Source organism: Curtanaerobium respiraculi, from assembly GCF_024609215.1.
GTDB classification, from domain to species: domain Bacteria; phylum Actinomycetota; class Coriobacteriia; order Coriobacteriales; family Eggerthellaceae; genus Curtanaerobium; species Curtanaerobium respiraculi.
Map to the genome: position 1 here is coordinate 62,785 of NZ_JANIPD030000041.1, position 26,678 is coordinate 89,462.

The 26,678-nt window shown below is 60.3% G+C and carries 16 protein-coding genes, 1 tRNA gene and 1 pseudogene; 11 read left to right on the forward strand and 7 right to left on the reverse strand.

Annotation, left to right across the window (positions count from 1 at the left end):
- Positions 1 to 32: 32 nt before the first annotated feature.
- The gene (locus tag NOV21_RS09690; protein WP_283170837.1) at positions 33 to 1,016 is read left to right on the forward strand and encodes an XdhC family protein; all 984 of its coding nucleotides are present in this window, start codon (positions 33 to 35) and stop codon (positions 1,014 to 1,016) included.
- 4 nt (positions 1,017 to 1,020) lie between these two features.
- Here NOV21_RS09690 and NOV21_RS09695 read toward each other — a convergent pair whose 3' ends face one another.
- The 5 genes from NOV21_RS09695 to NOV21_RS09715 all read right to left on the reverse strand — a co-directional run bounded on the left by NOV21_RS09695 (position 1,021) and on the right by NOV21_RS09715 (position 5,167).
- Positions 1,021 to 1,332: a type II toxin-antitoxin system RelE/ParE family toxin gene (locus tag NOV21_RS09695; RefSeq protein WP_283170836.1), complete on the reverse strand. Its 312-nt coding sequence runs from the start codon at positions 1,330 to 1,332 to the stop codon at positions 1,021 to 1,023.
- Entirely contained in the window at positions 1,325 to 1,627 is a 303-nt protein-coding gene (locus tag NOV21_RS09700) for a type II toxin-antitoxin system prevent-host-death family antitoxin (protein ID WP_283170835.1), read from the reverse strand. Before NOV21_RS09700 ends, NOV21_RS09695 begins: the two co-directional genes overlap by 8 nt.
- Before the next feature lie 139 nt (positions 1,628 to 1,766).
- Positions 1,767 to 2,945, reverse strand: coding sequence for a phosphoribosylaminoimidazolecarboxamide formyltransferase (locus NOV21_RS09705; RefSeq protein WP_283170834.1), 1,179 nt, complete (start codon positions 2,943 to 2,945; stop codon positions 1,767 to 1,769).
- A 153-nt stretch (positions 2,946 to 3,098) separates the two neighbouring features.
- Entirely contained in the window at positions 3,099 to 3,731 is a 633-nt protein-coding gene (locus NOV21_RS09710; protein WP_283170833.1) for an IMP cyclohydrolase, read from the reverse strand.
- Between the two features lie 578 nt (positions 3,732 to 4,309).
- Positions 4,310 to 5,167 (reverse strand): J domain-containing protein, encoded by an 858-nt coding sequence (locus NOV21_RS09715; RefSeq protein WP_283170832.1) that lies wholly within the window; start codon positions 5,165 to 5,167, stop codon positions 4,310 to 4,312.
- A gap of 124 nt (positions 5,168 to 5,291) precedes the next feature.
- Here NOV21_RS09715 and NOV21_RS09720 point away from each other — a divergent pair, with 124 nt between their 5' ends.
- The 4 genes from NOV21_RS09720 to carB all read left to right on the forward strand — a co-directional run bounded on the left by NOV21_RS09720 (position 5,292) and on the right by carB (position 13,561).
- Positions 5,292 to 5,801: a hypothetical protein gene (locus tag NOV21_RS09720; protein ID WP_283170831.1), complete on the forward strand. Its 510-nt coding sequence runs from the start codon at positions 5,292 to 5,294 to the stop codon at positions 5,799 to 5,801.
- A gap of 580 nt (positions 5,802 to 6,381) precedes the next feature.
- Positions 6,382 to 7,683 carry a histidine--tRNA ligase gene (hisS, locus tag NOV21_RS09725; protein ID WP_283170830.1) on the forward strand — a complete coding sequence of 434 codons (1,302 nt, stop codon included), beginning with the start codon at positions 6,382 to 6,384 and terminating at the stop codon, positions 7,681 to 7,683.
- 647 nt (positions 7,684 to 8,330) lie between these two features.
- Positions 8,331 to 10,109, forward strand: a complete 1,779-nt coding sequence (aspS, locus tag NOV21_RS09730) for an aspartate--tRNA ligase (protein WP_283170829.1) — start codon at positions 8,331 to 8,333, stop codon at positions 10,107 to 10,109.
- Positions 10,110 to 10,318: 209 nt separating this feature from the next.
- On the forward strand, positions 10,319 to 13,561 hold the full coding sequence (gene carB, locus NOV21_RS09735; RefSeq protein ID WP_283170828.1) for a carbamoyl-phosphate synthase large subunit: 3,243 nt from the start codon (positions 10,319 to 10,321) through the stop codon (positions 13,559 to 13,561).
- Positions 13,562 to 13,818: 257 nt separating this feature from the next.
- Here carB and NOV21_RS09740 read toward each other — a convergent pair whose 3' ends face one another.
- Positions 13,819 to 14,295 carry a pyridoxamine 5'-phosphate oxidase family protein gene (locus NOV21_RS09740; protein WP_283171799.1) on the reverse strand — a complete coding sequence of 159 codons (477 nt, stop codon included), beginning with the start codon at positions 14,293 to 14,295 and terminating at the stop codon, positions 13,819 to 13,821.
- Positions 14,296 to 14,481: 186 nt separating this feature from the next.
- Positions 14,482 to 14,556 (reverse strand) — tRNA-Val (locus tag NOV21_RS09745).
- Positions 14,557 to 14,835: 279 nt separating this feature from the next.
- Here NOV21_RS09745 and NOV21_RS09750 point away from each other — a divergent pair.
- From NOV21_RS09750 to NOV21_RS09770, 6 genes and pseudogenes are all read left to right on the forward strand, one after another.
- Complete coding sequence (locus NOV21_RS09750) at positions 14,836 to 15,318, forward strand: polysaccharide biosynthesis protein (RefSeq protein ID WP_283170826.1); 483 nt, start codon at positions 14,836 to 14,838, stop codon at positions 15,316 to 15,318.
- A 57-nt stretch (positions 15,319 to 15,375) separates the two neighbouring features.
- Positions 15,376 to 16,845, forward strand: coding sequence for an RNA/DNA-binding domain-containing protein (locus NOV21_RS09755; protein WP_283170825.1), 1,470 nt, complete (start codon positions 15,376 to 15,378; stop codon positions 16,843 to 16,845).
- Positions 16,846 to 17,461: 616 nt separating this feature from the next.
- Positions 17,462 to 17,650: pseudogene (locus tag NOV21_RS11395) on the forward strand (LytR/AlgR family response regulator transcription factor); the annotation flags it as partial.
- Between the two features lie 79 nt (positions 17,651 to 17,729).
- Positions 17,730 to 18,050: a LytTR family transcriptional regulator DNA-binding domain-containing protein gene (locus NOV21_RS11430; RefSeq protein WP_487292728.1), complete on the forward strand. Its 321-nt coding sequence runs from the start codon at positions 17,730 to 17,732 to the stop codon at positions 18,048 to 18,050.
- 2 nt (positions 18,051 to 18,052) lie between these two features.
- Positions 18,053 to 19,471, forward strand: coding sequence for a sensor histidine kinase (locus tag NOV21_RS09765; RefSeq protein ID WP_283170823.1), 1,419 nt, complete (start codon positions 18,053 to 18,055; stop codon positions 19,469 to 19,471).
- A 277-nt stretch (positions 19,472 to 19,748) separates the two neighbouring features.
- Positions 19,749 to 26,480, forward strand: a complete 6,732-nt coding sequence (locus NOV21_RS09770; protein WP_283170822.1) for a Spy0128 family protein — start codon at positions 19,749 to 19,751, stop codon at positions 26,478 to 26,480.
- The last annotated feature ends 198 nt before the right edge of the window (positions 26,481 to 26,678 follow it).

Here is a 26,678-nt window from a genome sequence, read left to right on the forward strand (position 1 = left end):
AAATTGTCATTTTACGAAAGAGGAAAGACGGTATGCAGAGGGAAACGCTGGTTGCGGTTGTCAACGACCTGAAAGCGGGGAAGGTGCCGGCGCTTTCGCCGGAAGATTTCACATGCTTCTCCTTTGAAGAAACCGAGGGCAATCCGAACATCTTGCCTGCAACGGCCCAGCAGATCGCGACTGGGCTGACTGAAGCTGATATCCCCACGTTTGAGCGAGCTATTCGTGCAATCGACGAGGGCGATCAGGCATGGCTGGGCTTCAAGGTGGTCTACGATGCCGCCGCTGCGCAGGCGAACACCGATAACGAGGTGACGAAGAAGTACGGTGGGATCGGCTCCGCGGATGGCGAATCGGCGGTGTTCTTCTGCAACGACGAGAAGGAGATCGTTGCCGCGCGTCCCTATTCCGATCGCGATAAATTCCAGATGAAGGATGTCACGCGGGGGCCGGCGATGCACAACGAGCAGTTCGATGGGCTCACCTGGTGCAGCGTTCCGCTGTTCGACGCCGTCCGCGTATGGCTGCTGGGCGCCAGCGATGTGGCGAGCGAGGTTGCCGCCCTAGCCCGTCACGTGGGCTTCAGCGTCACCGTCGTCGATTACGATGCGGCCTACCTGAATGAGGATCGCTTCCCCCATTCGGAGCTCGTCCTGCTCGATTCGTTCGACGACCTGGCCGGGCTGCCCGCCGGTCGCGCCGACTACGTGTGCGTCCTCACGCGCGGCCATATGCACGATCCGCAGGGATGCCTGTGGGCCGTGCGCCGCGGGGTGCATTATGCTGGCATGATGGGTTGCAAGGGCAAGAACAACCGCGTGCACGATCTGTGCATCGAAGGCGGTATGACCGAAGGGCAATGGGATGCGGTCAAGCGGCCCATCGGCCTGAAGTTCGGCGCGAAGACACCCGCGGAGCTCGCCATCGCCATCGTCGCCGAGCTGGTGGACGTGCGCTACCGCCAGCGCTACAGCGAAGCGGCCCGCGCCAGGCACGAGGCTGACCTGGGTAGGTAGCGGGTCAGAGCCCGACTGGGGCGTACTCGTCGATGTCGCGCCTCCCGTGGATAACGCGCCAGATCACGAGCTGCTCTTCGTCGAACGTATAAAAGATCCAATACGAGCCGGAGAGCATCCTGCGGTAATTGCCGTCAAGTCCCTCACCTTGGAAGGGCGTGCCGATTTCAGGTTGCTCGGCGATGATGTCGATGGTTCCGTACAGATCTTCCAGCGTTTTCTTCGCGGCATGCGGAACGCCTCGCTCAAGGGCAAGGAAGATATAGATGCTTTCGAGATCGGCTTGGCCTCGTGGGCACAGTTCCACGTTAAGCATGCAACATCTCAATTGCCGTGCGGATCGATTCCACCCGTTGCTTCGATTCTGCGAGGGAGACCGTTTTCTTGCGGTATTTTGCCTCAATCTCCGCTTCGCGCAATGCGCGGGTGAAGCGTTCGGCGTTGCGGCGCTCCTCGTAGGCTTCCCCATCCATCACGATGAGCGAGGGCTTGCCGTTGCGTGTGAGCACGATGGGCTCCTTGCTGGTCCGCGCGTGCTCTTCGATATCGTTGAGCTTCGTGCGCAAATCGCTGATGGGCCGTGTTTCATAGAGGGGAGCGGGTTCTGCCATGGCGCCTCCTGTTTCGGATGGCTTCCCTTCGTTCGAGGATACCTCATCGATGTGCAAAATATATGCAAAGGAGGATTTTCTCAATAAGAAAGGCGGGGGTCCAATCGGGCCCTCGCCTTGCAGCTGAATGAATTCGATCCTAGTGGTGGAAGAGACGCATGCCGGTGAAGCACATCGTCATGCCGTATCTGTCGGCGCACTCGATCACGTCGTCATCGCGGATGGAACCGCCGGGCTCGGCCACGTATTTGACGCCGGATTTGGCGGCGCGCTCGATGTTGTCGCCGAAGGGGAAGAACGCATCGCTTCCCACGGCGACGCCGGCCAGCCTCGCGATCCAATCCTTCTTCTCTTCGGCGGTCAGCACCTCAGGCCTCGCCTTGAAGACCTGCTCCCATTCGCCGTCGCGCAGCACATCCATGCACTCGTCGCCGGTGTACACGTCGATGGCGTTGTCGCGCGCGGGGCGTTTGATGCCGTCGACGAACTGCAAACCCAGGACTTTCGGATGCTGGCGCATCCACCAGTTGTCGGCCTTGCTGCCCGCGAGCCGCATGCAGTGCACGCGGCTCTGTTGGCCGGCCCCCACGCCGATGGTCATGCCGTCCTTCGCGTAGCAGCACGAGTTGCTCTGCGTGTATTTCAGCGTGATGAGCGAGAGGATCAGATCGTTTCTCGCCCCGCGCGGGAGATCCTTGCTCTTCGTGACGATGTTATCCAGCAGTTCGTCGTTGATCTCGAAGAAGTTGTGCCCCTGCTCGAAGGTGATGCCGAACACGTCCTTGTACTCCTCCTGCGCGGGGACATAGGACGGGTCGATCCTCACCACGTTGTAGGTCCCTTTGCGCTTGGTCCTCAGGATCTCGACCGCCTCCGACGTGAAGTCGGGCGCGATGATGCCATCGGACACCTCGGACTTCAGATAGGTTGCGGTCGTCGCGTCGCAGGTGTCGGACAGCGCCGCCCAATCGCCGTAGCTGCACAGCCGGTCGGCGCCGCGGGCACGGATGTAGGCGCAGGCGATGGGGGAGGGCTCGACGCCCTCTTCCACGAAGTAGATGTGCTTTTCCAAATCCGTGAGCTCCTGCCCCAACGCCACGCCGGCGGGGGACACGTGCTTGAAGCTCGCCGCGGCGGGCAGGCCGGTCGCGGCTTTCAATTCTTTCACCAACTGCCATGAGTTCAGGGCGTCGAGGAAGTTGATATAGCCAGGTCGGCCGTTCAACACCTCGATGGGCAGATCGCCGCCATCGCGCATGAAGATCCTAGCGGGCTTCTGGTTGGGGTTGCAGCCGTATTTCAATTCGAATTCCTGCATGTCTGGGCCTTTCTCTACGGGAAGAAGCTTCCTGGTTCGCATTAAGCTGGCGGGGCGATTCGGGCGGGCGTCTCGGTTGCTTCGGGGAATGGGCCTTCCCTCGTTGCCCCGACCCTCGGAGGGGTTGCGGAGCCGCCGGGGCGCCGGGTCCGGCTAGTCTCCCAGGTTCTTGTTGAAAATCGTCACCGCACCGTTCACGTTGGCGTACAGCGAAACCTTGTTGGCGGGGTTCAGCGCCTCCCAGACCTCTTCGGGCGTCGACAGGTTGACCGCGATCGGTTCTCCGGCGAACGTGGGCAGGGGGCTCCCGTCGCCTTGGTAGGTGCTGATGAAGTAGCCCATCCCCTCGCTCGCCCCTTCGTAGGCAAAGAATTCCCGCAGGCAACGCCCGTCCTGCCGCTTGAGGATGGAGAGCTCGAACGAGCCATCATCATGGCAGATGGCGGAGATGCGCGGTGTGAAGTTAGGGTCGTCCGGCTCATACTCGCGCTTGGCGAGGGCGGCGCGGAAATCGCCTGATTCGACGATCGTATCGGTTTGGTCGCCGTTCGTCACCACGAGCGCCCCATCGACCGCGCGCACGGGGCGGTAGATGATCAAACTGGGGTCGAGAAGCTTGGCGGGGTCATGCGCTTCGGTGCGGATGCCGTCCTCGGTCTCCACGAAGATGCGGTTGCGCGAGTTCTCGCTGCGCCCCATGATGAAGTAGTAGACTATGCCTTCTCCCACGACGATGCCGCGTCCGGGGTAGGGATTGCCGGATAGGATTTGGGTCAGGGATTGCACAGGAATCGCCCCCGCTTTCTTCCAAGGGAATAGACGGGAAAAGTATAGCGCACGCATGCACCCGGGTGCCATGTTCCCCGGCTTGTGCGAAAACGAGGGGCCAAGAGATCTGAGCAAGGCAACTTCTCGGCTCTAGAATCGCTGATTTCTCAGGCTATGCCCATCCAAACCCCTCCGAGGGACGTTTTCCGAGCAGCCGAGCCGATCGCTCCCGCCCCAAGCGGTGCCCCGGCCTCCGCATGCCGCAGCCTATACGGCACCGGATCGGGATGTCGCATGGGAGGCTGTCTAGAAACTCCCTCTGAGACTTCTGCTTATACGATATATAGTATTTTAAGAAGCATATAGATACTCTATTATGTATGTTTGAACAGATTGATAAGAGTTTCTAGACAGCCTCATGGGGTGCGCGATGCGGCCTAATGATCAGTGCTTCCCTGGCACGACATTGACCGCAACCTTGTCGAGCTAAGTGGTTGCAGTTACCTCGAATAGTTATCGAGATCTGAGCAAAAGGTCTGAGCGCGGCGCAGCGCGGCGCGATCGTGCGGATGGGGAAACCGTTTGCAGATCCCGCGCTACTGCTCGATCTTGGCCTTCTCTTTGTACGTGCGCATGGTCTCGACCATGCGGCGCAGCGTGCCGATGTCGTATGCAACGGCGATGCCGAAGAACACGATCAGCCCGGTGGAGATTCCCGCGCCCAGACTGGGCATCATCAACATGAGGAGCGGTCCGAATATCACGACGAACGGAACGACCAGTATGCTGGAGCACCCCTGGACCTCGCGGCTGATGGCGTAGAGCACGGTCGCGATCAAGTAGATGAACATCCCCGTGGCGATTCCACCCAGCGCCGCGCACAGCGCCAATATGCCCGCTTTCGACGCGGCGAGCACGCCGAAGGATCGAAGCTCCTTGCGGGCCTCCTCGTACTGCTGCTTGGCCGATTTGCGGGGGACTTGCGTGAAGATGGTGCTGAAGGGGTCGAACGGGTCGGAGAACGGGTCTGCGGTCTGGCGGCCGCCGGCGCCGGTCGCTTGCCCGGTTCCCACGTTGTCCCAGCTGGTCCACACATACGTGAACGGCATGCCATAGAATGGGTCGGCCTGCTGTCCCTGCGGGGCTCCGCCCTGCGAGGTGTATGCCGTGGCGCCTCCCGGCCAGACGTTGAAGGGATTGCCGTCGTACGGATTGTTGTACGTTCCCGAATGGCTCGCCCGCGGGCCGAACTCGGGATCCCATTTGCGGGAGATCAACACGTCGCGTGCCTCGTTGATGAGCTTCGTCTTCTCTTCGGCGCGCGCCTTCTCCACTGGATTGGTGAAGCGATCGGGGTGGTTTTCACGAATCTTCTGGCGGTGCGCCTTCTTGACATCGTCATCGGACGCACCGTCCCGCAGACCCAGTATGTCCAATGCTTCGCTTTTCTTCATGCGCTGCACTATACGAGGCGTCGGATGGTTTTTCGCGTGGGCGGGGAATGTGTCATCGGGGCGTAACTGTTCGGGCTGTGCGAGGCTGCTACAATGCCAGAAAAATGGTTCGGTTAGAGCGAGAATGATGAGCGAAGAACAACAGCAGAGCGACCAGGAGCAGCAGTCTCCAACGGAGGCGCCGCAAGGCAACCATGGCGGCGCGCCGGAGCCACCGCGCGATTGGCGCCCCGGCCTGTCGGGGCAGGATGCCGGAAACGACGACGCGTCGAATACCCCGCGACCCATGCAGCATCCCGTTTCCGGAGGCGGGGGCGAAAGCGGGTGGCAGGGGTTCCCCTGGGGCGGCGGAATGCCCGATCCCGGTGAGGTGCCCACCCCCTTCAAGCTAGGGTGGGGGCTCATCGGCTTTCTGACTGGCGTTTTCAGCCTGCTGTTCGTGCTCATCGGCACCATGCGGAAGCCCGTGGGGGTGCGCATCCTCGCCTTCCGCTACGCTATCTACGGTTTCTTGACCAGCCTCGTCATAGAGCTCATCCTCATCGGGACGCTCGGGGCCGACTACTTGAACTTTGTGAATAACGGCATCCTGTCCACCACGTCCACGGGAACCTCGGCGGGCAGCGCATTCTAGAATCCTGTGACGGGCAACCGTATTGTTTGTCACAAAGCAGCCGAACCTGTGACAGGCAACCGTATTGTTTGTCACAAAGTGTGACGGGCAACGGGGGTGTTTGTCGCAAAGCAGCCGAACCCAAGCGGTGCCCCGACCGTCGCATGTGTGACAGGCAACCGTATTCTTTGTCACATTATTGGGCAGAGGGTTGAACGTTCATATCAAGTAATGATTTCCCCTAAAATGCTCCTCCGGGAGGGCTGCGCATGGCCTTCCGGCTGGCCGTCGCGGGATCCGGACACCGGCTCTAATTAATTGCCTGCAAGGCCTCGCTGATCATGCCACCGGATCCTGTGCGGTCGTTTAACTCCCTTAAGGTTGATGCCGTTGCTCGTAGAATCAGTGCTTCCCTAACTGCGCCGTGTTGCGCGGCGATTCCCCGTCTCGGCGGCATCTGCCCGGACGACCCGGACGATCCTGTCTCTACGGTTCGTGTGTCCATGGCGTAAGCTCGTCTTTCCGGGTGGTAGAATCTTCTTTCGAAAAATCGGGCGCCGGCATCCAGGCGGGCGCCTTCCATTCGGATAGGAGCACATCCATGGCGATTCAAAAACCCGAGGGCACCGAAGACCTGTTGCCGGCCGACATGCGGTTCTACCGCACGTTCGTGGACACGGCCTTTAACGTGTTCGGGAAGTACGGTTACGCCCCCATCGAAACGCCCCTGTTCGAGCAGACGGATTTGTTCGTCCGCGGCATCGGCGAGGCCACCGACGTGGTGAGCAAGGAGATGTTCACCGCCATCTCTGCCGCAAACATGCAGAAGGTGCTCGCGGGCGAGAAACTTCGTGCGAAGAGCCGTTTGAGCTTGCGACCCGAAGGCACCGCCGGCACGGTGCGGGCGATTGCCCAGGCGGGCTTGGTGGGGCAGGGCACCGCACCCGTGAAGTTCACGTACGCCGGCCCGATGTTCCGCGCCGAGCGTCCGCAGAAAGGCCGTTTGCGCCAGTTCCACCAGGTGGGCGTCGAATGCATGGGTGCGGATGCCCCCTCCATCGATGCCGAGGGCATCATCATGCTCATGCGGTTCTACGAGGAAATCGGCATCCCCATGGACAAGACCCACTTGCTGATCAACTCCATGGGGGACGAGCACTGCCGACCGGAATATCGTGAGAAGGTCCGCACGTACATACTGGATCACGAAGACCGGATGTGCGACGATTGCCGCCGCCGTGCGGACGCCAACCCTTTGCGCGCCTTCGATTGCAAGGAAGAGGGCTGCCGCGCCGTCATGGCGGATGCTCCGAAGGTGACCGATGCCCTCTGCGACGAATGCAAGTCGCATTACGCGCAGGTGAAGGCTTACCTCGATGCCGCGGGCATCGTTTACGAAGAGGACCCGACATTGGTGCGCGGACTCGATTATTACACGCGCACCGTGTTCGAGATCCAGGTCGACATCGAGGGCATGGGCTCGAACGCCGCCATCGGCGGCGGCGGTCGGTACGACGGTCTTATGAAGGAGATCAGCGGGAAGCCCGCGCCGGGCTTCGGGTTCGCCATCGGGTACGAGCGCTGCCGGCTTGCGTTGGAGGCCGCAGGGGCGGCCACCGCGGTCGCCCCTGCGTGCGACCTGTTCATCGCCTGCGTGGACGACAGCACGCGCGCTGCTGCGTTCCCCCTGGTCCAGGCGTGCCGCGATGCAGGGGCCAGCGCCGAGGTCGATCACCAGTCGCGCAGCCTGAAAAGCCAGTTCAAGCTCGCCGACAAGCTCGGCGCCCGCAAGGTCGCTGTGCTGGGCCCCGACGAGGCAGCGAAGGGAGCCGTGAACCTGCGCGACATGGCCACGCACGAGGAGGAAATCGTCGCCTGGACGGATCTGCCGTCCCGCCTGTAGCCCCCAGGCTATCAAAAACTCCTATCAATTTGCTCAAGTATACAACATATAGTGTCTATATATTTCTTAAAACACCACATGTAGTGTGAACAGTAGTTTCAGAGGGAGTTTCTAGATAGTCTCTCCTTCCGGAATAGGCTTCTCGCCGCGGTGCCGCGGCGAATCTTCGCACGCCGCTTTTCGCAAAGCCGTCCGCCGTTTCCGATCGGAGCTCCCCTGCGGAGCTTGAACGCCTCGATGCGCTCTCTCCCTGCTGTGCCGACGCTCTCTCCGAAAGGCGATTCGAGGGGCTGGCCGCCTAGGGGAATCATCCAGCGGCTGTTCAGCTGACTTCGCAAATTGACTCGCCTAGGGAAGCACTGATGAATTCCGCCAGCCCGGGGACGGCATGCTGGCGCCGGAGCGGCTCGATCCCCGTTCACGGTCGGTGCGCTCGCTCGCCTTCCGCTGCTCCGGCACTCAGCCCGCCGTCCCTGTCCAAGGCGGAATTCATCGGCGGTTCCCTAAGGGAACCGAAGGGAATCTGTCCCCATTACGTGCAGGTTAAGCGGCGGCGACGCACGGGTATGCGAGCTCGGGCTACAATGGCGTGGTTTGAGCGTGAACAAGCGGGCGAAGCGTGCCCTCTCAATAAGGAGCAAAGGACAATGACGGACTATCTGAACGAGTACTGCATGCATACCGCCACATGCGGTGAGTTGCGCACGGCCGACATCGACCGCGAGGTGACCCTAACGGGCTGGGTGTGGCACAACCGCGACCACGGCGGGCTGATCTTCATCGATCTGCGCGATCGCGAGGGGTACACGCAAGTCGTCATCGATCCCGATTGCGTGACCGAGGAGGAGTTCCACATCGCCGAGCACGTGGGCCGCGAATACGTGATCGAGGTGCGCGGCCGCGTGCGCGCCCGCGGGGCGGAAAGCGTCAATCCCAATATGCTCACGGGCGAGATCGAGGTGCTTGCGGCGGGCCTGAAGGTCCTCAATTCCAGCGTCACCCCGCCATTCAGCATCGAGGACGGCATCGAGACGGATGAGACCACGCGCATGAAATGGCGCTACATGGACCTGCGCCGCCCCGAGATGTTCAAGAACCTCAAGCTTCGCCACACGGTCGTCCAGGCCATGCGCTCGGCGTTGAACGAACGCGGCTTCCTGGAGGTGGAGACGCCCATCCTGGCGAATTCGACCCCCGAGGGCGCACGCGACTACCTGGTGCCCAGCCGTCCGAACCCCGGCAAATTCTATGCGCTGCCCCAGAGCCCGCAGCAATTCAAGCAGATGTTGATGGTGGGCGGCATCGAGCGCTACTACCAGATCGCCCGCTGCTTCCGCGATGAGGATTTGCGCGCCGATCGCCAGCCGGAGTTCACCCAGGTCGACATAGAGATGAGCTTCGTCGAGGAATCCGATGTCATGGATATGATGGAGGGCGTGTTCGAGGAGGTGCTCGACGCGGCGGGCGTGGAGCATCCGTTCCCCCTGCGGCGCATGCCCTGGAAAGAGGCCATGGACCGCTTCGGCTGCGACCGCCCGGACACCCGCTTCGGCATGGAGCTCGTGGACCTGACGGAGATCGTGCGGGGCTGCGGCTTCGGTGTGTTCTCCAAGGCGGTGGAGGCCGGCAACATCGTGAAGGCCATCAACGCGAAGGGCGCCGGCGACTGGAGCCGCGGAGATGTGGAGAAGCTCGCCGACGTGGCGGCCGCCAACGGCGCGAAGGGCATGGCGTGGATCGCCTACACCTCCGACGGCAAGGAGAAGAGCCCCATCATCAAGTTCCTCGGCGAAGAGGTCCACGCGCGCATCAAGGAGGCGATGAGCGTCGAGCCGGGCGACCTGCTGCTGTTCGCCGCGGACACCTTCGACATCGCGAATGCCGTGCTCGCCGCGTTGCGCCTGCACATGGCCGACCGTCTGGGCATCGACCGTTCCGGGCATGCGCTGCTCTGGGTCGTCGATTTCCCCATGTTCAAATACGATGCCGACGAGAAGAAGTACGCTGCGGAGCACCATCCGTTCACGATGATCCCCGAATCCGATTGGGACAAGATCGAAACCGACCCGCTTGCCTGCAGAAGCTATAGCTACGATATCGTCATGGACGGCTTCGAGATGGGCGGCGGTTCCATCCGCATCCACAATGCCGAGCTGCAGAAGCGCGTGCTGCGCCGCTGCGGTGTCGACGACGCGGGCATCGAGGAGAAATTCGGCCACCTGATCCACGCGCTCGAACTGGGCGCGCCACCCCACGGCGGCATCGCCCTGGGACTCGACCGCCTGGTCATGCTGCTCGCCGGCAAGGAGAGCATCCGCGACGTGATCGCCTTCCCCAAGACCAGCAGCGCGGCGGATCCCATGACCGGTTCCCCCAACGAGGTTTCGGGGCGGCAGCTGAAGGAAGTCAACTTGCGGATCCTCTGATCCTCTTGCGCGGGCGGGCCGGCACGGTTCCGCCCGCGTTTTCATGGAAGGAGGGGGAAGCGAAGCGCCGGCGTCCCGAGGAAACCTCTTGGTTTTTCTTGCGGCGCGATGCGTTTTCACACATTGGAAACGTAGTTCCCCTACAATATCCCAGGTGTTCCTCAAGGGGGCGCCGACTAGGTTTAGCCACGTCTCACAGGGGGCCGCACATGGGCAAGAAACGCACGGACATCGATACTGTCCTCATCATCGGGTCGGGTCCCATCATCATCGGCCAGGCATGCGAGTTCGACTACTCCGGCACGCAGGCGTGCAAGGCGCTGCACAAACTGGGATATCGCGTCGTGTTGGTGAACTCCAACCCGGCGACCATCATGACCGACCCCGCCACGGCGGACGTCGTCTACATCGAGCCGCTCAACGTCGGCCGTCTGGAGAAGATCATCGCCAAGGAGCGCCCGGATGCGCTGCTCCCCAACCTGGGCGGGCAGACGGGCCTCAACCTGGCCAGCGAGCTTGCCGAAGCGGGCGTGCTCGACAAGTACGGGGTGCAGGTCATCGGCGTGCAGCTTGACGCCATCGAGCGCGGCGAGGACCGCGAGGCGTTCAAGGAAACCATGGCCTCCATCGGCATCGAGATGGCCCGCAGCGAGGTGTCCCATACGGTTGAGGAAGCCGTCGCCATCGCCGACAAGCTGGGCTATCCCTGCGTGCTGCGCCCCGCTTACACCATGGGCGGCACGGGCGGCGGCCTGGTGTACAACGTCGAAGAGCTCAAGACGGTCGTCGCGCGCGGCTTGGCCGCCTCTCCCGTCACCGAGGTCCTGGTCGAGGAAAGTGTCCTCGGGTGGGAAGAGCTCGAATACGAGGTCATCCGTGATGCAGACGGCACGATGATCACCGTCTGCACCATCGAGAACATCGATCCCATGGGCGTGCACACGGGCGACAGCTTCTGCGCCGCTCCCATGCAGACCATCTCGCAGGAGGTCATCGACCGCCTCGAGCGCAAGAGCCAAATGATCGTGGACAAGGTGGGCGTCATCGGCGGCACCAACGTCCAATGGGCGCACGATCCCGTATCCGACCGCGACATCATCATCGAGATCAACCCCCGCACCTCGCGCTCCAGCGCATTGGCTTCGAAGGCGACGGGATTTCCCATCGCGTTGGTCTCCGCCATGCTCGCGTGCGGCCTCACGCTCGGCGACATCGAATGCGGCACTTACGGCACGCTCGATAAATACAAGTTCCAAGGCCAGTACGTGGTCGTCAAATTCGCCCGCTGGGCGTTCGAGAAGTTCAAGGGCGTTCAGGACCGCCTGGGCACGCAGATGCGCGCTGTGGGCGAGGTCATGTCCATCGGCAAGACGTACAAGGAGGCCTTCCAGAAGGCGATCCGCTCGCTTGAACAGGGCCGTTACGGCCTGGGCTTCGCGAAGGACTTCAACGAGAAGACCAAGGACGAGCTGCTTGCCCTGCTGTCCTATCCTACGAGCGAGCGCCAGTTCGTGATGTACGAGGCGCTTCGCAAGGGCGCCACGATCGAGGAGCTGCACGAGCTCACGGGCATCAAGGATTACTTTCTGCAGCAGATGAGGGAGCTGGTGGAGGAGGAGGAGTCCATCATCGCATGGACGGCCGAGCATCCCGGCGCCGAGCTTCCCGACGAGATGCTGGCGCAGGCGAAGCGCGACGGATTCTCCGACCGCTATCTGGCGCAGATCACGGGCGCGACTGAGGGCGATGTGCGCGCCGCGCGCGAGAACATCGGTGTCGTCGAGGGCTGGCATGCGGTGCATGTTGCCGCCACGCCGGATAGCAGCTACTACTATTCCAGCTACAACGAGCTCGACCATGCGCCCGTGTCCGAGAATCCCAACAAGGTCATGATCCTGGGCGGCGGCCCCAACCGCATCGGACAGGGCATCGAATTCGACTACTGCTGCGTGCATGCGGCGCTCGCGCTGCGCAATATGGGCTTCGAGACCATCATCGTCAACTGCAACCCCGAGACGGTTTCCACCGACTACGACACGAGCGACAAGCTGTACTTCGAGCCGCTGACCGCGGAAGACGTGCTGGCGATCTACGCGAAGGAGAAGCCGCTGGGCATCATCGCGCAGTTCGGCGGGCAGACACCGCTCAACCTGGCTTCGCAGCTCGAGGCGGCGGGATGCCGTATCCTCGGCACCAGTCCCGAGGTCATCGATCTTGCGGAGGACCGCGACCGCTTCCGCGCCGACATGGCGAGCCTGAACATCCCCATGCCCGAAGCGGGCATGGCCGTGGATGTCGAGGAGGCTTTGGAGGTCGCCCATTCGATCGGCTATCCCGTCATGGTGCGCCCCAGCTACGTGCTGGGCGGCCGCGGTATGGAGATCGTCTTCGACGACGAAAACCTGCGCAGCTACATGGCGGCGGCGGTGGGCGTCACCCCCGATCGCCCGATCCTGATCGACCGCTTCCTGCGCCATGCGCTGGAGTGCGAGGCGGACGCCATCTGCGACGGCGCGCGCGCCTATGTGCCGGCGGTCATGGAGCATGTGGAGCTTGCCGGCATCCACTCGGGCGACTCGGCCGCCATCCTGCCCAGCGTGAGCATCTCCGACGAGCATGTGGCCCTGATCGAGGAGTACACGAGCCGCATCGCCGAGACCATGCACGTGGAAGGCCTCATGAACATACAGTACGCCATCGAGGACGACACGGTTTACGTGATCGAGGCGAACCCGCGCGCATCCCGCACCGTTCCGCTGGTTTCAAAAGTATGCGGCATCCAGATGGTGCAGGCTGCCACGGAAGTGATGATGATGCCCTTCACGGGTGCCGCTTCCCCCATCGACGATCTGCACGAGGTGAAATACAACCACTACGGCGTGAAGGAGGCCGTGCTTCCCTTCAACATGTTCCCCGAGGTCGATCCCGTGCTGGGGCCGGAAATGCGGTCCACAGGCGAAGTGCTCGGCTTGGCGCCGACGTTCGGCGAGGCGTATCTGAAGGCGCAGGAGGCGACGAAGACCGAGGTCCCGCTCGAAGGAACCGTGCTGATGAGCGTGAACAACCGAGACAAGGACGAGCTGGTCGAGGTCGGCAATCTGTTCGCCGACTGCGGGTTCGAGATCCTCGCCACCCAGGGCACATGCCAGATCCTGCGCGACGCGGGCATCCCGTGCACGCGCACGTTCAAAACCAGCGAAGGTCGGCCGAACCTGATCGATTTGATCATCAACGGCGATATCGACATCGTGGTGAACACGCCGACGTCGACCACGGCGAGCACGCGCGACGGGTCGATCATCCGCCGCAGTGCCATCAAGGCGCATATCCCGTACTTCACCACCATGGCCGCGGCGCGTGCCGCTGCGCTCGGCATCAAGACGGTGAAGGAGCACGGTGCCAGCGAGGTGAAGAGCCTGCAGGAGATCCATGCCGGCATAACCGAGAAGTAAAGGGTTTGCGATTCGCGTTTTGCCGTAAAGGGGATCGAGGTCCGCGAACGCAAGAGGCGTAAAGACGCCACAGGGCACAATAGATGCGATAGCTCCGTTTGCGCAGGTGGCAGGACTTAACAACGGAATTCTGCCTCCAAAAAACGCCCGAAATTCCAATTTGGGAATTTCGAGTCGAATGGGCCGCCTGCAATCCCGATCGAGGGCGGGAAAAGAGATCGAGGCGTTCCGTCTCGGGCTTAGCGCTGGGCGTCCTACTAATGACGGGCGGACCTCTTGCCGGATAGATACTCGATCTTCACTTCGATGAATACCATGTGCTTCCGCAGATTCGCCTCGCGCGGTTGGTCGGCATCGTCACCTCTTCCAGGGCCGCGCAGATCTCGTCGGAGCGCTATCATCTCGTCGCCCTCGACGATTCGCGCCTGCCCGAATGCGATGACGCTCCTGTATCCCCTGTTCAGGTTTCCTGGGTCAACGCCGGCTAAGTTCAAAACGCAGAACGAGACCCGCGGGTCGCGCTTGATCGCCTCGATCTTATGCCCCTCTGGCGCGCAATGGAGATACAGCGTGCCGAGGTCGTTTTCGGATTGAGGGGCGCGTGCGTACGAATAGTTCATGGGGAGGGTGTAGGGATATCCCTCGTCGCCGCTCACGGCGAGAAAGCCGATTTTGTTGCGTTCTAAGATCTCGAAGCACTCACATGGAGCGATCAGCTGCTTTTTACGTCTCATCTCGCGGAACATATGGGGAAGCCTCTCTTTCCTCGTTGGGTCTATCCTTCATCGTAGGAGATGGGGATCAATGTTGTCGAATGAGTGGGCTAGCGAAAAAGGCGGGCAGCATGATGTAGCCGCTGATCGGTGCAGGACCGGATACGAAGCAGGGCAGCCGATGGGGCCGCCCTGCGCATGATCGGATGGTGGGCGATGCAGGGTTCGAACCTGCGACCTACTGCTTGTAAGGCAGCCGCGCTCCCGCTGCGCCAATCGCCCGAAAGTCCGCCTATTCTCGCACACGCACCATCCCCATGCAAGCCATCGGCTGTGCAAATCCATCTGAGTCGTCCTATCGTCGAAGACGGTCGGTTGCAAACTTAACCGTACCCCCCAGGTCATCCAGAAACTCCTATCAATCTGTTCAAGCAAAGAACGCTTCTTAAAACACTATAAGTCGTATGAGTAGCGGTCTCAGAGGCAGTTTCTAGACAGCCTTTTCATCGGGTTTCCCCTCTCATCGTAAAGGGCTTTTGATACAACCCTTGTGAGATGATCATGCAGATGATGGAGCGTCGCAGCCGGACGATGCCCGCACAAGGTGGCAAGCAGCACACCGTGTACTCAGCCGTGCACTTTGGCAATGTGCTGGGCAGCAACGGCAGCATTGCCCCGCTGTTCAAGCACAAGGTTGTCGACGGCGGCTCGGTCACCGTCACCGATAAGCGCATCATACGCTACTTCATGATGATTCCTGAAGCTGTTAGCCTGGTGCTGCAATCGGGCTACTATGCCGAAGGCAGCGAAATCTTCGTGCTGAACATGGGAGACCCCATGAAGATCGATGACATGGTCCGCAAGCTTATACGCTTTTCCGGCTGCGGAACCCAAACGGGGCTGTATTACTGTATTACTGTGGCTCGTGTTGACTCCAGCTTCGTTCTCGGTGTCCATAACGAACCGAGTGTTCTCTGTATCACTGATTGTCGAATCCAACTACGAGCAAGCCAATTTCTCCAGATAACAGTTGCGTCGATTTAAAATTCTCTCTATCATCTGTCTATCAAAATGATGTTGAATACCGCGAAGGACATATCGATGAACGATATCGACCCTATGGATCTTATTTACTCTCTCGTTGGGTTTCCCCACGAAACTGAGTGGCTTGAATTTAAGGAGAACTCGGCTGATCCCGAACAGACAGGAAAAGACATCTCGGCTCTTGCGAATGCGGCGGCATATCATGGGCGGGATTTTGCTTACAAAATATGGGGTGTTCGCGACAGAGATCACAAACTGGTGGGAACAATCTTCAATCCCTTACGCAAGAAGGCGAAGGGGAACCAAGATCTACAAATATGGCTGCAAGCAATGCTCACTTTCAATGCAAATTTTGATTTCGAGACAATCGAATCCGCTGCTGGCAAGAAATTCGTGGTTTTAAAGATCTGCGCTGCAACCGAGCAGCCGGTGCGCTTCAACTCAATAGCCTATTTTCGTAGCGGAAGCAGCACTACGAAGCTCGTTCCGGGATCAGTACGTGAGGTCGAGCTTTGGAGAAGGCTGCAGCGTTCAGGATTCGAATCGAGAGCCGCCGTAGAAGACATCCGTCTCGATGATCTGCCCGATTTGTTGCACCTTGATGCATACTATGATTTAAACGACATTAAGCGACCTACTACGCTTGACAAGGTTTCTGAGGATCTTGTAGAACAAGGCCTAGCCAAGATTCAGGACAATGGCCACTATACGATTACGAATCTCGGGGCGCTTATTCTTGGTAAGAGGCTTTCTGCCTTTGCAGGATTGAGAAAAAGGCCCCTTCGGGTGGTTAGATATGCGGACAAGGGCAACTTCGAGATAATCGAGGATAAGATTTTTGATGAAGGCTATGCTCTTGCTCTTCAAGAGGCTGAAGGATACATCATGTCGATCGTTCCTGCGGAGGAGACGGTGAATGGCGCTTTCAGGAAGATCGTCCATGCTTATCCCCAGAGGGCGGTGCGCGAGTTCCTTTCCAATGCAGTAATACACCAAGATTTGACGGTTACATCTTCTGGACCGTTTGTCGGAATTTACGACAACAGGATTGAATTCAGCAATCCAGGGGCAACCCTTATCCCTATCGAGAGAGTCTTGAATGCCCAGCCAAAGACCCGTAATAATGATCTGGCCGATCGACTGAGGTTGATGGATCTCTGTGAGGAAGGTGGAACTGGATGGGACCTTGCTGTTGCTGCATGTGAGGCGCAGCATTTGCCCGCACCTAGGATTGAATCTTCGGAGGAGACTGGCACTAAAGTCACGCTATTCATAGGAAGTGCCTATTCCCATATGACGAAGAGAGAGAGAATGGATGCCGTCTACTGGCATGCGTGCCTGAAGTACGCGCAAGCTGAATCGATGAACAACCAGTCTCTTCGTGAGAGATTCGGCTTAGGGGATGAGCGAAAAGATTCGCTGGCTATTTCTCGGCTTATCAGGGAATGTTGCGAGTCTGGAGTGATTAGAGAAGAGGACGAAGATGCAGGGACAAGATACAAGCGCTATATCCCAGGCTGGGTATAATCTCTTTATCGCTTCTATATCAATTTAAGGTGAGCTTTGCCCTGGAGAGCCGGTCTGACTGCGCTTTAATGACAAATAGTGCGTGTTTCTCTATATCGCCGAATATCATCAATGGGTAAGTACAGGTGTAGACCCACCATTCGGTTCGACTATTTCGAACGCCTCTGGCGGGTACAGATAGTCCTTTTCGACTATGCGATACCACCCGTTTTCGATCGATTGAACTCCATATAGTTTGCCGTCAACCCCTCCTGCCAACGCGCCAACGTCCGTAACTTTTCAAAGTAACCGCACCTCCTAGTTTTGCATTATGAGATGAAAAGTTACCGTTCGGATTCCGCCCAAACCGAAAAGGGCCTTTCGCCGATATGGCTCGGCCGTGTGCATAGAGGCCGCGTCCGTGCTGTAGAATGCGGGCATGAGGATAGCCATATTGGAAGACAGCTTGAGCGAGGCGCGCTTGCTCAGGGGCTTGACGGAACGCTACTTTTCCGTGCATGCCTCCGACGTGAGCGTGGACTGCTACCAAACCGCTCGGGCCTTTTTCTCGGGTTTTGCCCCTGATCGCTACAGTATCGCCCTGCTCGACTGCTACCTGGATTTCCTGCATGGAAGCATGCAGGTCCCCGGAAAGGCGCTGCCCGAGCCGAGCGCCGCCAGCTTCACGGGTATCGATGTAGCCCGCCGCATCCGCGAGTCCGATACGCGCTGCAAGATCGTGTTCGTCACCTCCAGCAGGGATTTCGCCGTGGAAAGCTACGAGGTGCATGCTGAGGATTATCTGCTGAAGCCGATCACGTACGAACGCCTTGCCAGCGTGTTCGACAACATGGAGCTGGATGGCCTGGAGCCCCGCATCGTCCGCGTTGGAAACTGCGAGATCGATGCAAACGCCCTGTGCTGGGCGCGCACGTCCGGACACTATATTGAGCTGCATATTTCTGGGGGGGGGGGTGCTTCGATTCCGTGCCAGCTTCGCGCAGCTGCAGTCTGCGCTGTCCGAAATGCCGCAGTTCTATGTCTCAGCCCGCGGTTACCTTGCAAATCTCGACATGGTCGAGCAAATAGAGGATGGAGAGTTCGTTCTGCGGAATGGGGAGCGCGTGCCCATCAGCCGCAGGAACAGTGCCGAAGCGCGTGCCGCATGGGCGGACTGGGAGGCGCGAAACTTCGATAGAGCGCATCCGCAATCCGGTAAAGGATGACCATGGGCTCTTTCGCGGTGCAGATCATCTGGTCGGTTTCCGAGCAGCTCATCATGGTTCCCTCTGCGTATTTGGCAATCGAGCCGTTCTACAGGCATGGGAACATATCACGACGCGTTTTCCTGCTGCTCATGGCGTTCAGCGCGTTACTTGGCGTATCGTGTGGAATCCTGTACGTCTTCTACCCCCAACTGCAGATGCTGCTGTTTGCGTTAAGCGGGGTCGCCGTGGCGGTCATGCTCCCGCTGCTGCTTCGTGTCAGGTCCGTGCAGGGTCTGCTCCAATTCCTGTTCCTGTTCTCCTTTTCCGAGTTCCTCAACTACACCATTGTCAACCTGGCATTTGTCGCCGACGCCTACATGGGCGATTCCGCTCTCACCACCCACAGCTTGACATGGGTCGGGATGGGTATTCAGTGGGTTCTCGTCACATTGGAGATTCTGGCGTATCGGCGAGTGCTCCGTACCCGGATATCCTATCTGCTGGCATGCGGCCAAGATGGATACACCGATCTGTTCTGGAAGAGGATCTGGTTCATCCCCCTCGTCACGTATCTGGTTGAGATAGTCGCTATTCCCTACGACACGGCCATTCTCCGCGATGATGGAAACGGGGTGAAGGCCACGCTCCTGATGCTGATCATGATCATGTTCGTGTTGGTGGCGTTCGGACTCGAATACCGTCTCATGCGGGAAAAGGAAGAGGCCATCAGCCGTTTGCGCGAGAATGACCTGCTCCAATTGAGACTGCGGCAGATGTCGAGCCTTGAGAGCCGCATCGCAGAGGCGCGGAAGGCCCGCCATGACCTGAGGCATTTCCAGAACACGGTTGCCATGATGGCCGAAAGGGGCGATGTCGAGGAGATGCGTGCATACGCCCGCGCATTCGGCGAAGCATTGGACAGGGATCCGCTCGTGTGGTGCGAGAACCCCCTGGCGAACGCCATCATCGACTTCTACCTCGTCCATGCGCGCGACATTGGGGCCGAGGTGGAAGTCGATGCGGATGTTCCTGATGAGTGCGGCATCACCGACCTGCAGCTTTCGAGTCTGCTCGGCAACGTTCTGGAGAACGCCGTCGAAGCCATCGGGCGCATGGGATCGGTTGCCGGGGCCGTTGATGGTCGAGCAGATGCCGCTCCCTCAGGCACTCCATCGGCGCCACAGCTTTCCATCCGCCTGTCGGCAGGACCCGACTGGAAATTCGTGCTGGATGTCCGCAACTCATACAACGGGAAGCTGAAGCGCGATGGCACGGGAGTTTTTCTGTCCGCAAAGCATCCCGGTTCCGGCGTGGGAACGGCGAATGTCCGAGAGCTTGCCGAAAGCGCCGGGGGCTTTGCGCGTTTCGGGGACGAGGACGGCTTGTTCCGCACCTTCATCGTGATCCCCGTCCAACATGCTCAAGGCAAGATGCCATGATGGGGAGGCATACCCGCAGCAGCGCTTCCATCGGCCGCCTCCTTCGATCTTGAGTTCAAGCTTTCCCGCCTTTCCCTCGTCCGCGGCGTGAATGGTCACGTATAGGCACGAACGGCGTCCCCCTTGCATTGTCCGGCGATGCACCCTCGAACAAAATCGGATTACGGGTTTCCCTTGCGAGGGGCACGGCGTGATGCCGCGCCCAAAATCTGCTTGGGACTCACCCGATGGTCGAACTGGGTTCGGAAGACCTGCGGAGGCAGATGGAGGAGTCGCCATGGTTGTGAAGATGCGAGGCGTGTTGAGAGCAAGCGTGCTTTTCCTGGTTTCCGTGCTGGCGATTGCCGCGTTCCTGGCGATCGGCACGTCCCAGGCTTTTGCGGAAGAAGGGGAGCAGTCCGCTGAGACAATGGCTCCCACGCACAGCAAGGCGCTCACGTCTAACGGCGATGGAACCTACACGCTCTCGCTGAGCGTGACGGGCCGCGCTTCGAGCAGCACAACCTCAAACAAAGCGGACGTCATCGTCATCTTCGATCGCTCGGGCAGTATGGGAGAGGATGCTTCCGAAACAACATATGAAGAGCACCCGACGGGGAGCTACGGTCTTGTCAATGGCAGATATGTGAATCTTTATCGGCACACCGGTGGTTGGGGGAGCGGCTATTCCCAGATCGACAACGACACCACTTCTGGCACCGTGTACTATAGGGGGAGCGGTTCTTTCGCGGGCTACTACGAGTATACGGGCACGCGCTATAGAGCGCACACCATCACGGGCACGCGCCTCTCTGTCGCGAAAAGCGCCGTGAACTCGCTCGCGCAGCAGCTGCTCAGCAACAACACCGCCGACGATCCCGATAGGGTGCAGCTTTCGCTCGTCACCTTCTCGGATACCGCCGCAACGTCTCTTTCCGGGACGACCAACTTGAACACCTTCCAGAGAACGGTGAACGGCATCAGGGCAAACGGAGGCACCAACTGGGAAGATGCGCTTCAAAAGGCCAATGACGTGCAGACGCGCGAGGGCGCAGACGTTCACGTGATCTTCGTTTCGGACGGGAACCCGACGTTTAGGAACACCAAGGGCGGCGGCGCTTATTGGGGCGAAGATGCGGAGCACGGCTTTTGGCCCAACTACTACTATGGCTCCGGCAGCAGCGACAACAATGGCAAGAACTTCCGATATGCGCTGGTCCAGGCGCAGAACATCGTGAATGCCGGCAAGGCCTTCTATTCGGTGGGAACGTTCGGCGACGCGAGCAACATGCAGGATCTTGCCACGCAAAGCGGTGCCCCGGCATCCAACTATTACGATGCGACCGATCAAAGCGCATTGAATGCGGCGTTTGCCAACATCATCAACAAGATCACAAACGCGCTCGGCTATACGAAAATCAGCATCAGGGATGGCATAACCGCCATGACCTCGACTGCGTTGGTAAGCGGGCAGCCCGAAGGGTTCGCCTACACCAGGAGCGGCGGAAGCTACGGAGGCGGGACTCCATGGGGCGATGCTCCCCAGGCGATGTACGATGGCTCCGCCGTCTCCTGGAACCTCGAAGATATGGTTCTGGAGGACGGCGTGACCTATACGGTAAGCTTCAGGGTGTGGCCCTCGCAGGAGGCATACGACCTCGTCGCCGACCTCAACAACGGCATAAAGCGGTACAACGACCTCACCGAGGAGCAGAAGGCGCAGATCGTCTCCGTTGAAGGCGGCTACGGCTTGAAGACCAACACGGACACGTCAGTCGGCTACACCCAGGTCGAAACGGTGACGACGTCGGTCCTCCCCGAAGGCGCCGTGCAAAACCCCGACGGAAGCTACTCATACGATGGGTTCACCTATACCAAGAACGATGACGGAACGTGGACCGGCAGGAAGGAGACGCCGGGGGAGAGCGCATTCGAAAACCCCGACCCCATGCCGCTCACGAACAGCAAGATGACCGTCGCGAAGGCATGGAACGACTCGCTCGATACCGGCCAGCGCCCGGAGAACGTCACGCTGCGGATAAAACGGGACGATGACACCTACATCGACATCATCTTGAACGGCGGCAACAGCTGGACGAAACAGATAGACGTGGCGCCGGGCCTGAAGGCGGATGGCGAGATTCTGGAGGAGGGCCACGATTACACGATCGAGGAAGTCGATGCGGATTACCACTTCGAGCTCAAGGCCGATCCCTTCCATCCCATGATCGTCGACGGCGTTCTGAACAAAAACGAGACCGGTGGGGCGACCGTCACAGCGACGAACGACCTCAAGGGCGGTCTGAACATCACGAAGGCCGTCACGGCCGACGAGGGGCTGACGGCTCCCGACGCCAAGTTCAGCATGACGGTGACGCTGACGAAGCCCGACGGCACGCCGTGGACCGAAGGCACCTATAACGGCACGATCGACGATAACGACCTGAGCTATCTGAAGTACCGGATCTTCCACAAGGACGGCACCTCCACGGACAAGATGATGATCAAATCCGGCGATGTGATCACGCTCGCGGCGGGCGAGTCCGCGCGCATCATCAACGTTGCCGCAGGGACAACCTATAGCGTGGAGGAGACGAACATCCCATCCGGCTTCACGCTCGCTTCGACGCCCGCGGGCACGAGCGGAACCATCAACGCGAACTCCGGCCCTAGCGTGACCTTCATCAACAACTATTCCGTGAGCGAGATGACCGCGTCTATTCCGGTGACGAAGAAGCTCTCCCTGCCTGCAGGCGTCGATCCGAAAGACCACGACATCACGGGCAAGTACACTTTCACGTTGACGGCGGACGGCAACGCGCCGCTCCCGGCTACCACGAGCTGCACCAACCCGGATGCCGATGGCGGCAATATGAGCTTCGGCGATATCACCTACGACAAGCCGGGCACCTATACCTACCATGTCGCGGAAACCGGATCGGCTCCGGGTGTCTCCAATGACCCGCAGTCCTCCAAGACCGTGACGGTCGTCGTGACCGACGGGGGGAACGGAACGCTTTCGGCGCAGGTCCAAGGCGCGGATGGAACGGCTGCGGCTCCGAGCGAAAGCACGACCTTCACCAACACCTATTCGGTGGATGAGGTGACGGTCGCCATCCCGGTGACCAAGAGCCTGACCATCCCGGCGGGGCAAACGGGCCCCGGGAGTATCGCGGGCAAGTACACGTTCACGCTTTCACCGGAAAACGGGGCTCCGATGCCGGCTGCGGGCGGCGAGGTCGTCACGAACCCGAATGCGGGCGGCGGTACGGTGAACTTCGGGAACATCACGTACACCGCACCCGGCACCTATGCCTACACGATCACTGAATCGGGCACCGTCGACGGCGTCGCCAACGATGCGGCGGCTGCCAGCGGCAAGAGGGTGAGCGTCGAAGTCACCGATAACGGCGACGGCACGTTGAACGCCTCCATCAAGGGCGCAGACTCCACTGCCGCGGAGGCCAAGGCAAGCACGACCTTCACGAACGCCTATAATGCGACGCCCGCCAAGGCGAGCATCCCGGTGAAGAAGGTCTTGAGCGCTGCTGCAGGGCTGACACCCCCGGACATCACCGAGAAATACACCTTCACGCTCAGCTCTTCCTCCGGTGCGCCGCTGCCGGCTGCGACCGAGCTCAAGAACCCCGACGCCGACGGCGGAACGGCCACCTTCGGCGAAATCTCGTATACCAAAGTGGGAACGTACAATTACACCCTCAGCGAGAGCGGCACGGTCGACGGTGTCACCAACGACAACAGCGGATCGAAAAACGTCATCGTGACCGTGACCGATAACGGCAGGGGCGCTCTTGTCGCCGCCGTCAGCTCATCTGCCGCCAACCCGGTCACATTCACCAACACCTATGCGGTCAACCCCGTCGAGGCGACCATTCCCGTGACCAAGGTTCTGGATACGGGCGACTTCGAGGGGCCTTCCTCGATCGCAAACGCCTACACCTTCAAGCTGACGCCTCAGAACGGGGCGCCTGCGGCGAGCGTTTCCGAGGTCAAGAACCCCGATGCTGCGGGCGGCACGGCGTCGTTCGGCGCCATCAGCTTCACCGCTCCGGGCACCTACACGTATGTGATTACGGAAAGCGGCACAGTAGCCGGCGTCACCAACGACGAGGCAGCTACATCGGGCAAGACCGTGACGGTCGAGGTCGAGGACAAGGGAGACGGCACCATGAGCGCCACCGTCAAGGGAGCGGACGGTACCGGCGATAACCCGAGCAACACGACCTTCACGAACACGTACAAGGCGGTCCCGGCAAAGGCCAAGATCCCGGTGACGAAGTTCCTGTCGTATGACAGCGTCCTCACGCCGCCGAGCATCCAGGATAAATACACGTTCACGCTGAATGCGGAAGCGGGTACCCCGATGCCCGAGACGACCAGTTGCACTAATCCGAGTGCCACGGGCGGTGATATGAGCTTCGGCGATATCGCCTACGACAAGCCGGGCACCTATACGTACACGGTGACGGAATCCGGCGAGGTTGCCGGCGTCACCAACGACGCGGTGCCCACCAAGACCGTGACGGTCGAGGTCAAGGACAAGGGCGACGGCACGTTGAGCGCCACCGTCAGGGGCGCAGATTCCACGGGTGGGGAGGTTAGCGGCAACACGACCTTCACGAACACGTATGCGGTGAAAGCGGCCGAGGCATCCATTCCCGTGGCAAAGGCGCTCGTCGTTCCCGAAGGCCTGACGGGGCCGGATATCACCGAGGCATACGCTTTCACGCTCGCTGCGAAGGACGATGCCCCGCTGCCGGAGACGACGGTGCTCAAGAATCCCGGCGCGACCGGTGGAGAGGTGAGCTTCGGGAAGATCGAGTTCACGGCTCCCGGTACCTACACCTATACGATCACCGAAGAGGGTGCGGTGAGCGGCGTGACGAATGATGCGGCCGCTGCAGCGGGCAAGACCGCGATCGTCGAGGTGACGGATAACGGCGACGGCACGTTGAACGCCGAGGTCAAGGGCGCAGACTCCACTGCCGCGGAGGCCAAGGCCAGCACGACCTTCACCAACACCTACGGCGTCAGCCCCGTGAAGGCGGCCATAACCGCGAAGAAGGTCCTTAAGAACGGGGAGCTTGCCCAGGGCGCTTTCAATTTCACGATAAGCGCAGCGACGGAAGGCGCCCCGATGCCCGTTTCACCGAACGCGATCAACGCGGCAGACGGAACGGTTGCCTTCGGAGACATCACCTTCAGCAAGCCAGGCACATATAAGTACATCGTCAAAGAGGTTGCGGGAGCCGCCGGGTGCTACGACTACGATACGTCGGAGAAGCCGGTGACGGTTACGGTCACCGACAATATGGACGGTACGATGTCCGCCTCCGTCGAAGGAGGGGGAGCTTCCGCCACCTTCACCAACACATACCATGCCGAGAGCGGCGATGTCTTCTTGGGCGCGGTAAAACTCGTGAACGGGGAGGCGGCTCCCAAGGATATATTCCAATTCACCATCAGCGCCGATGACGGGGGCAGGCTGCCGGAAGCCACGACCGTCACGAATAACGGCGGGAGCGTCTCCTTCGGCCCCATCAAGTACGATGCGAGCATCTTCGAGGACATTGCGGATGGGGGAGACAAGGTTGCGGATACCGCCGACGATGCTTCCGCGAAAGTCGATGCGACGGTTGACTTGGGCATGATATCGGGTGCGAAGATCTCGGTCCAGCTGCTTGCGGGCGGCAAGGCCGTCGGCGAACCCGTTGCTCTGGAGAAGGACGAAGGGGGAGCTTGGAAGGCGCACTCCTGGGAGGGCCTCGACAAGCTGGACGAAAGCGGAAAGGACATAGCATACTCTGCGACGTACAAGGTTGACGAGGGCGAGTCCGTGCCCGTGCCTGCCGAACGCCTCTCGATCACCGAGCAGGAGGCTGCTCCGGCGGCCGACCAGAAGGAGGATAAGGCGGCGAAGCCTACTCCGAGAACCAAGACGTACCACTACACCATCGAGGAGATTGCCGGGAGCGCGCCGGGATATACCTATGCGACCGATGCGGTGCATGCGACCGTCACCGTGACCGATGACGGATCTGGCAACCTCGTTGCGACGACCCGATACGATGGTGGCAATACCTTCCGCAACACGTACGAAGCCCATGGTGGCGCCGTGGTCAATGCCAAGAAGACCCTGGAGGGCGCTGCGCTGGCCGAAGGGCAGTTCACCTTCGGGCTCTTCGAGGGCGACGAGCAAGTCGGGGTGGCGACCAACGCCGCCGATGGCTCGGTCGAGTTCGATCTCGCATATGACCAGGGCGATGCGGGAACGCACCGCTACACCATGCGCGAACTGGTCAACGCACCGCAGGTCGGCTATACCTACGATAGCAGCGTCAAGACCGCTTGCGTCACCGTGACCGACAACGGCGACGGGACCATGGCCACGCAGGTCGAGTACGATGGGGACATGACTTTCGCCAACTCGTACGATCCGCTGCCGGTCAACGTCACCCTCGCCGCGACCAAGGTCCTGGACGGCGCCGCCCTGCAAGCCGGGCAGTTCAGCTTCCAGGCGAAGGATGAAAGCGGCAAGGTCGTTCGGACCGCAAGCAACAAGGCCGACGGGTCGATTGTGCTCGACGGCATAGGCATAGCGGCGCCCGGTACTTACACATATACGGTCAGCGAGATCTCCGGTAAGGAGAAGGGCATCACATACGATACCAAGGTTGCGACTTACGTGGTCTCGGTGGAAGACGCGGACGGCCAGCTCGTCGTGACGGGCATCACGGTCGACGGCGCGAAGGATGCGCAGGCGGTGTTCACCAACGTCTACGCGGGGCAAGTCAATCCCCCTGCCGAGGACGCCGAAATTCCTCCCGCCGCGAACGCTGGGGCATACAAAGAGGGTATGCCGCTCACCGGCGACGGCGCGGGACTTCCATGGCTTGCTTTTGCCGTTGGCGTTGGAGCTGCAGTTATGGCAGTCGCCCTGCGCGGAATCCGGCAATCTGAAAGAGGAAGGATACGGGGAAGCCATATAGCGGGGAGGAAGCGCAAGTAGATTGAGCGACATACGGCCTGACGGCTCCGGGGGAGAAGCCCGGTAGTCGAGGCTGTATCGAAAACCCCTTCGGGAAGAGGGCCAGGACCTGGCATGAACTGCCTCCTATTCCTTGGACACAGGAAATGGGAGGCGGTTCAGCGGGATCCGGTCCTCGCTTTTGTTGTGCGTTCGCGCCCCCGCAGGTTATCTAAAACC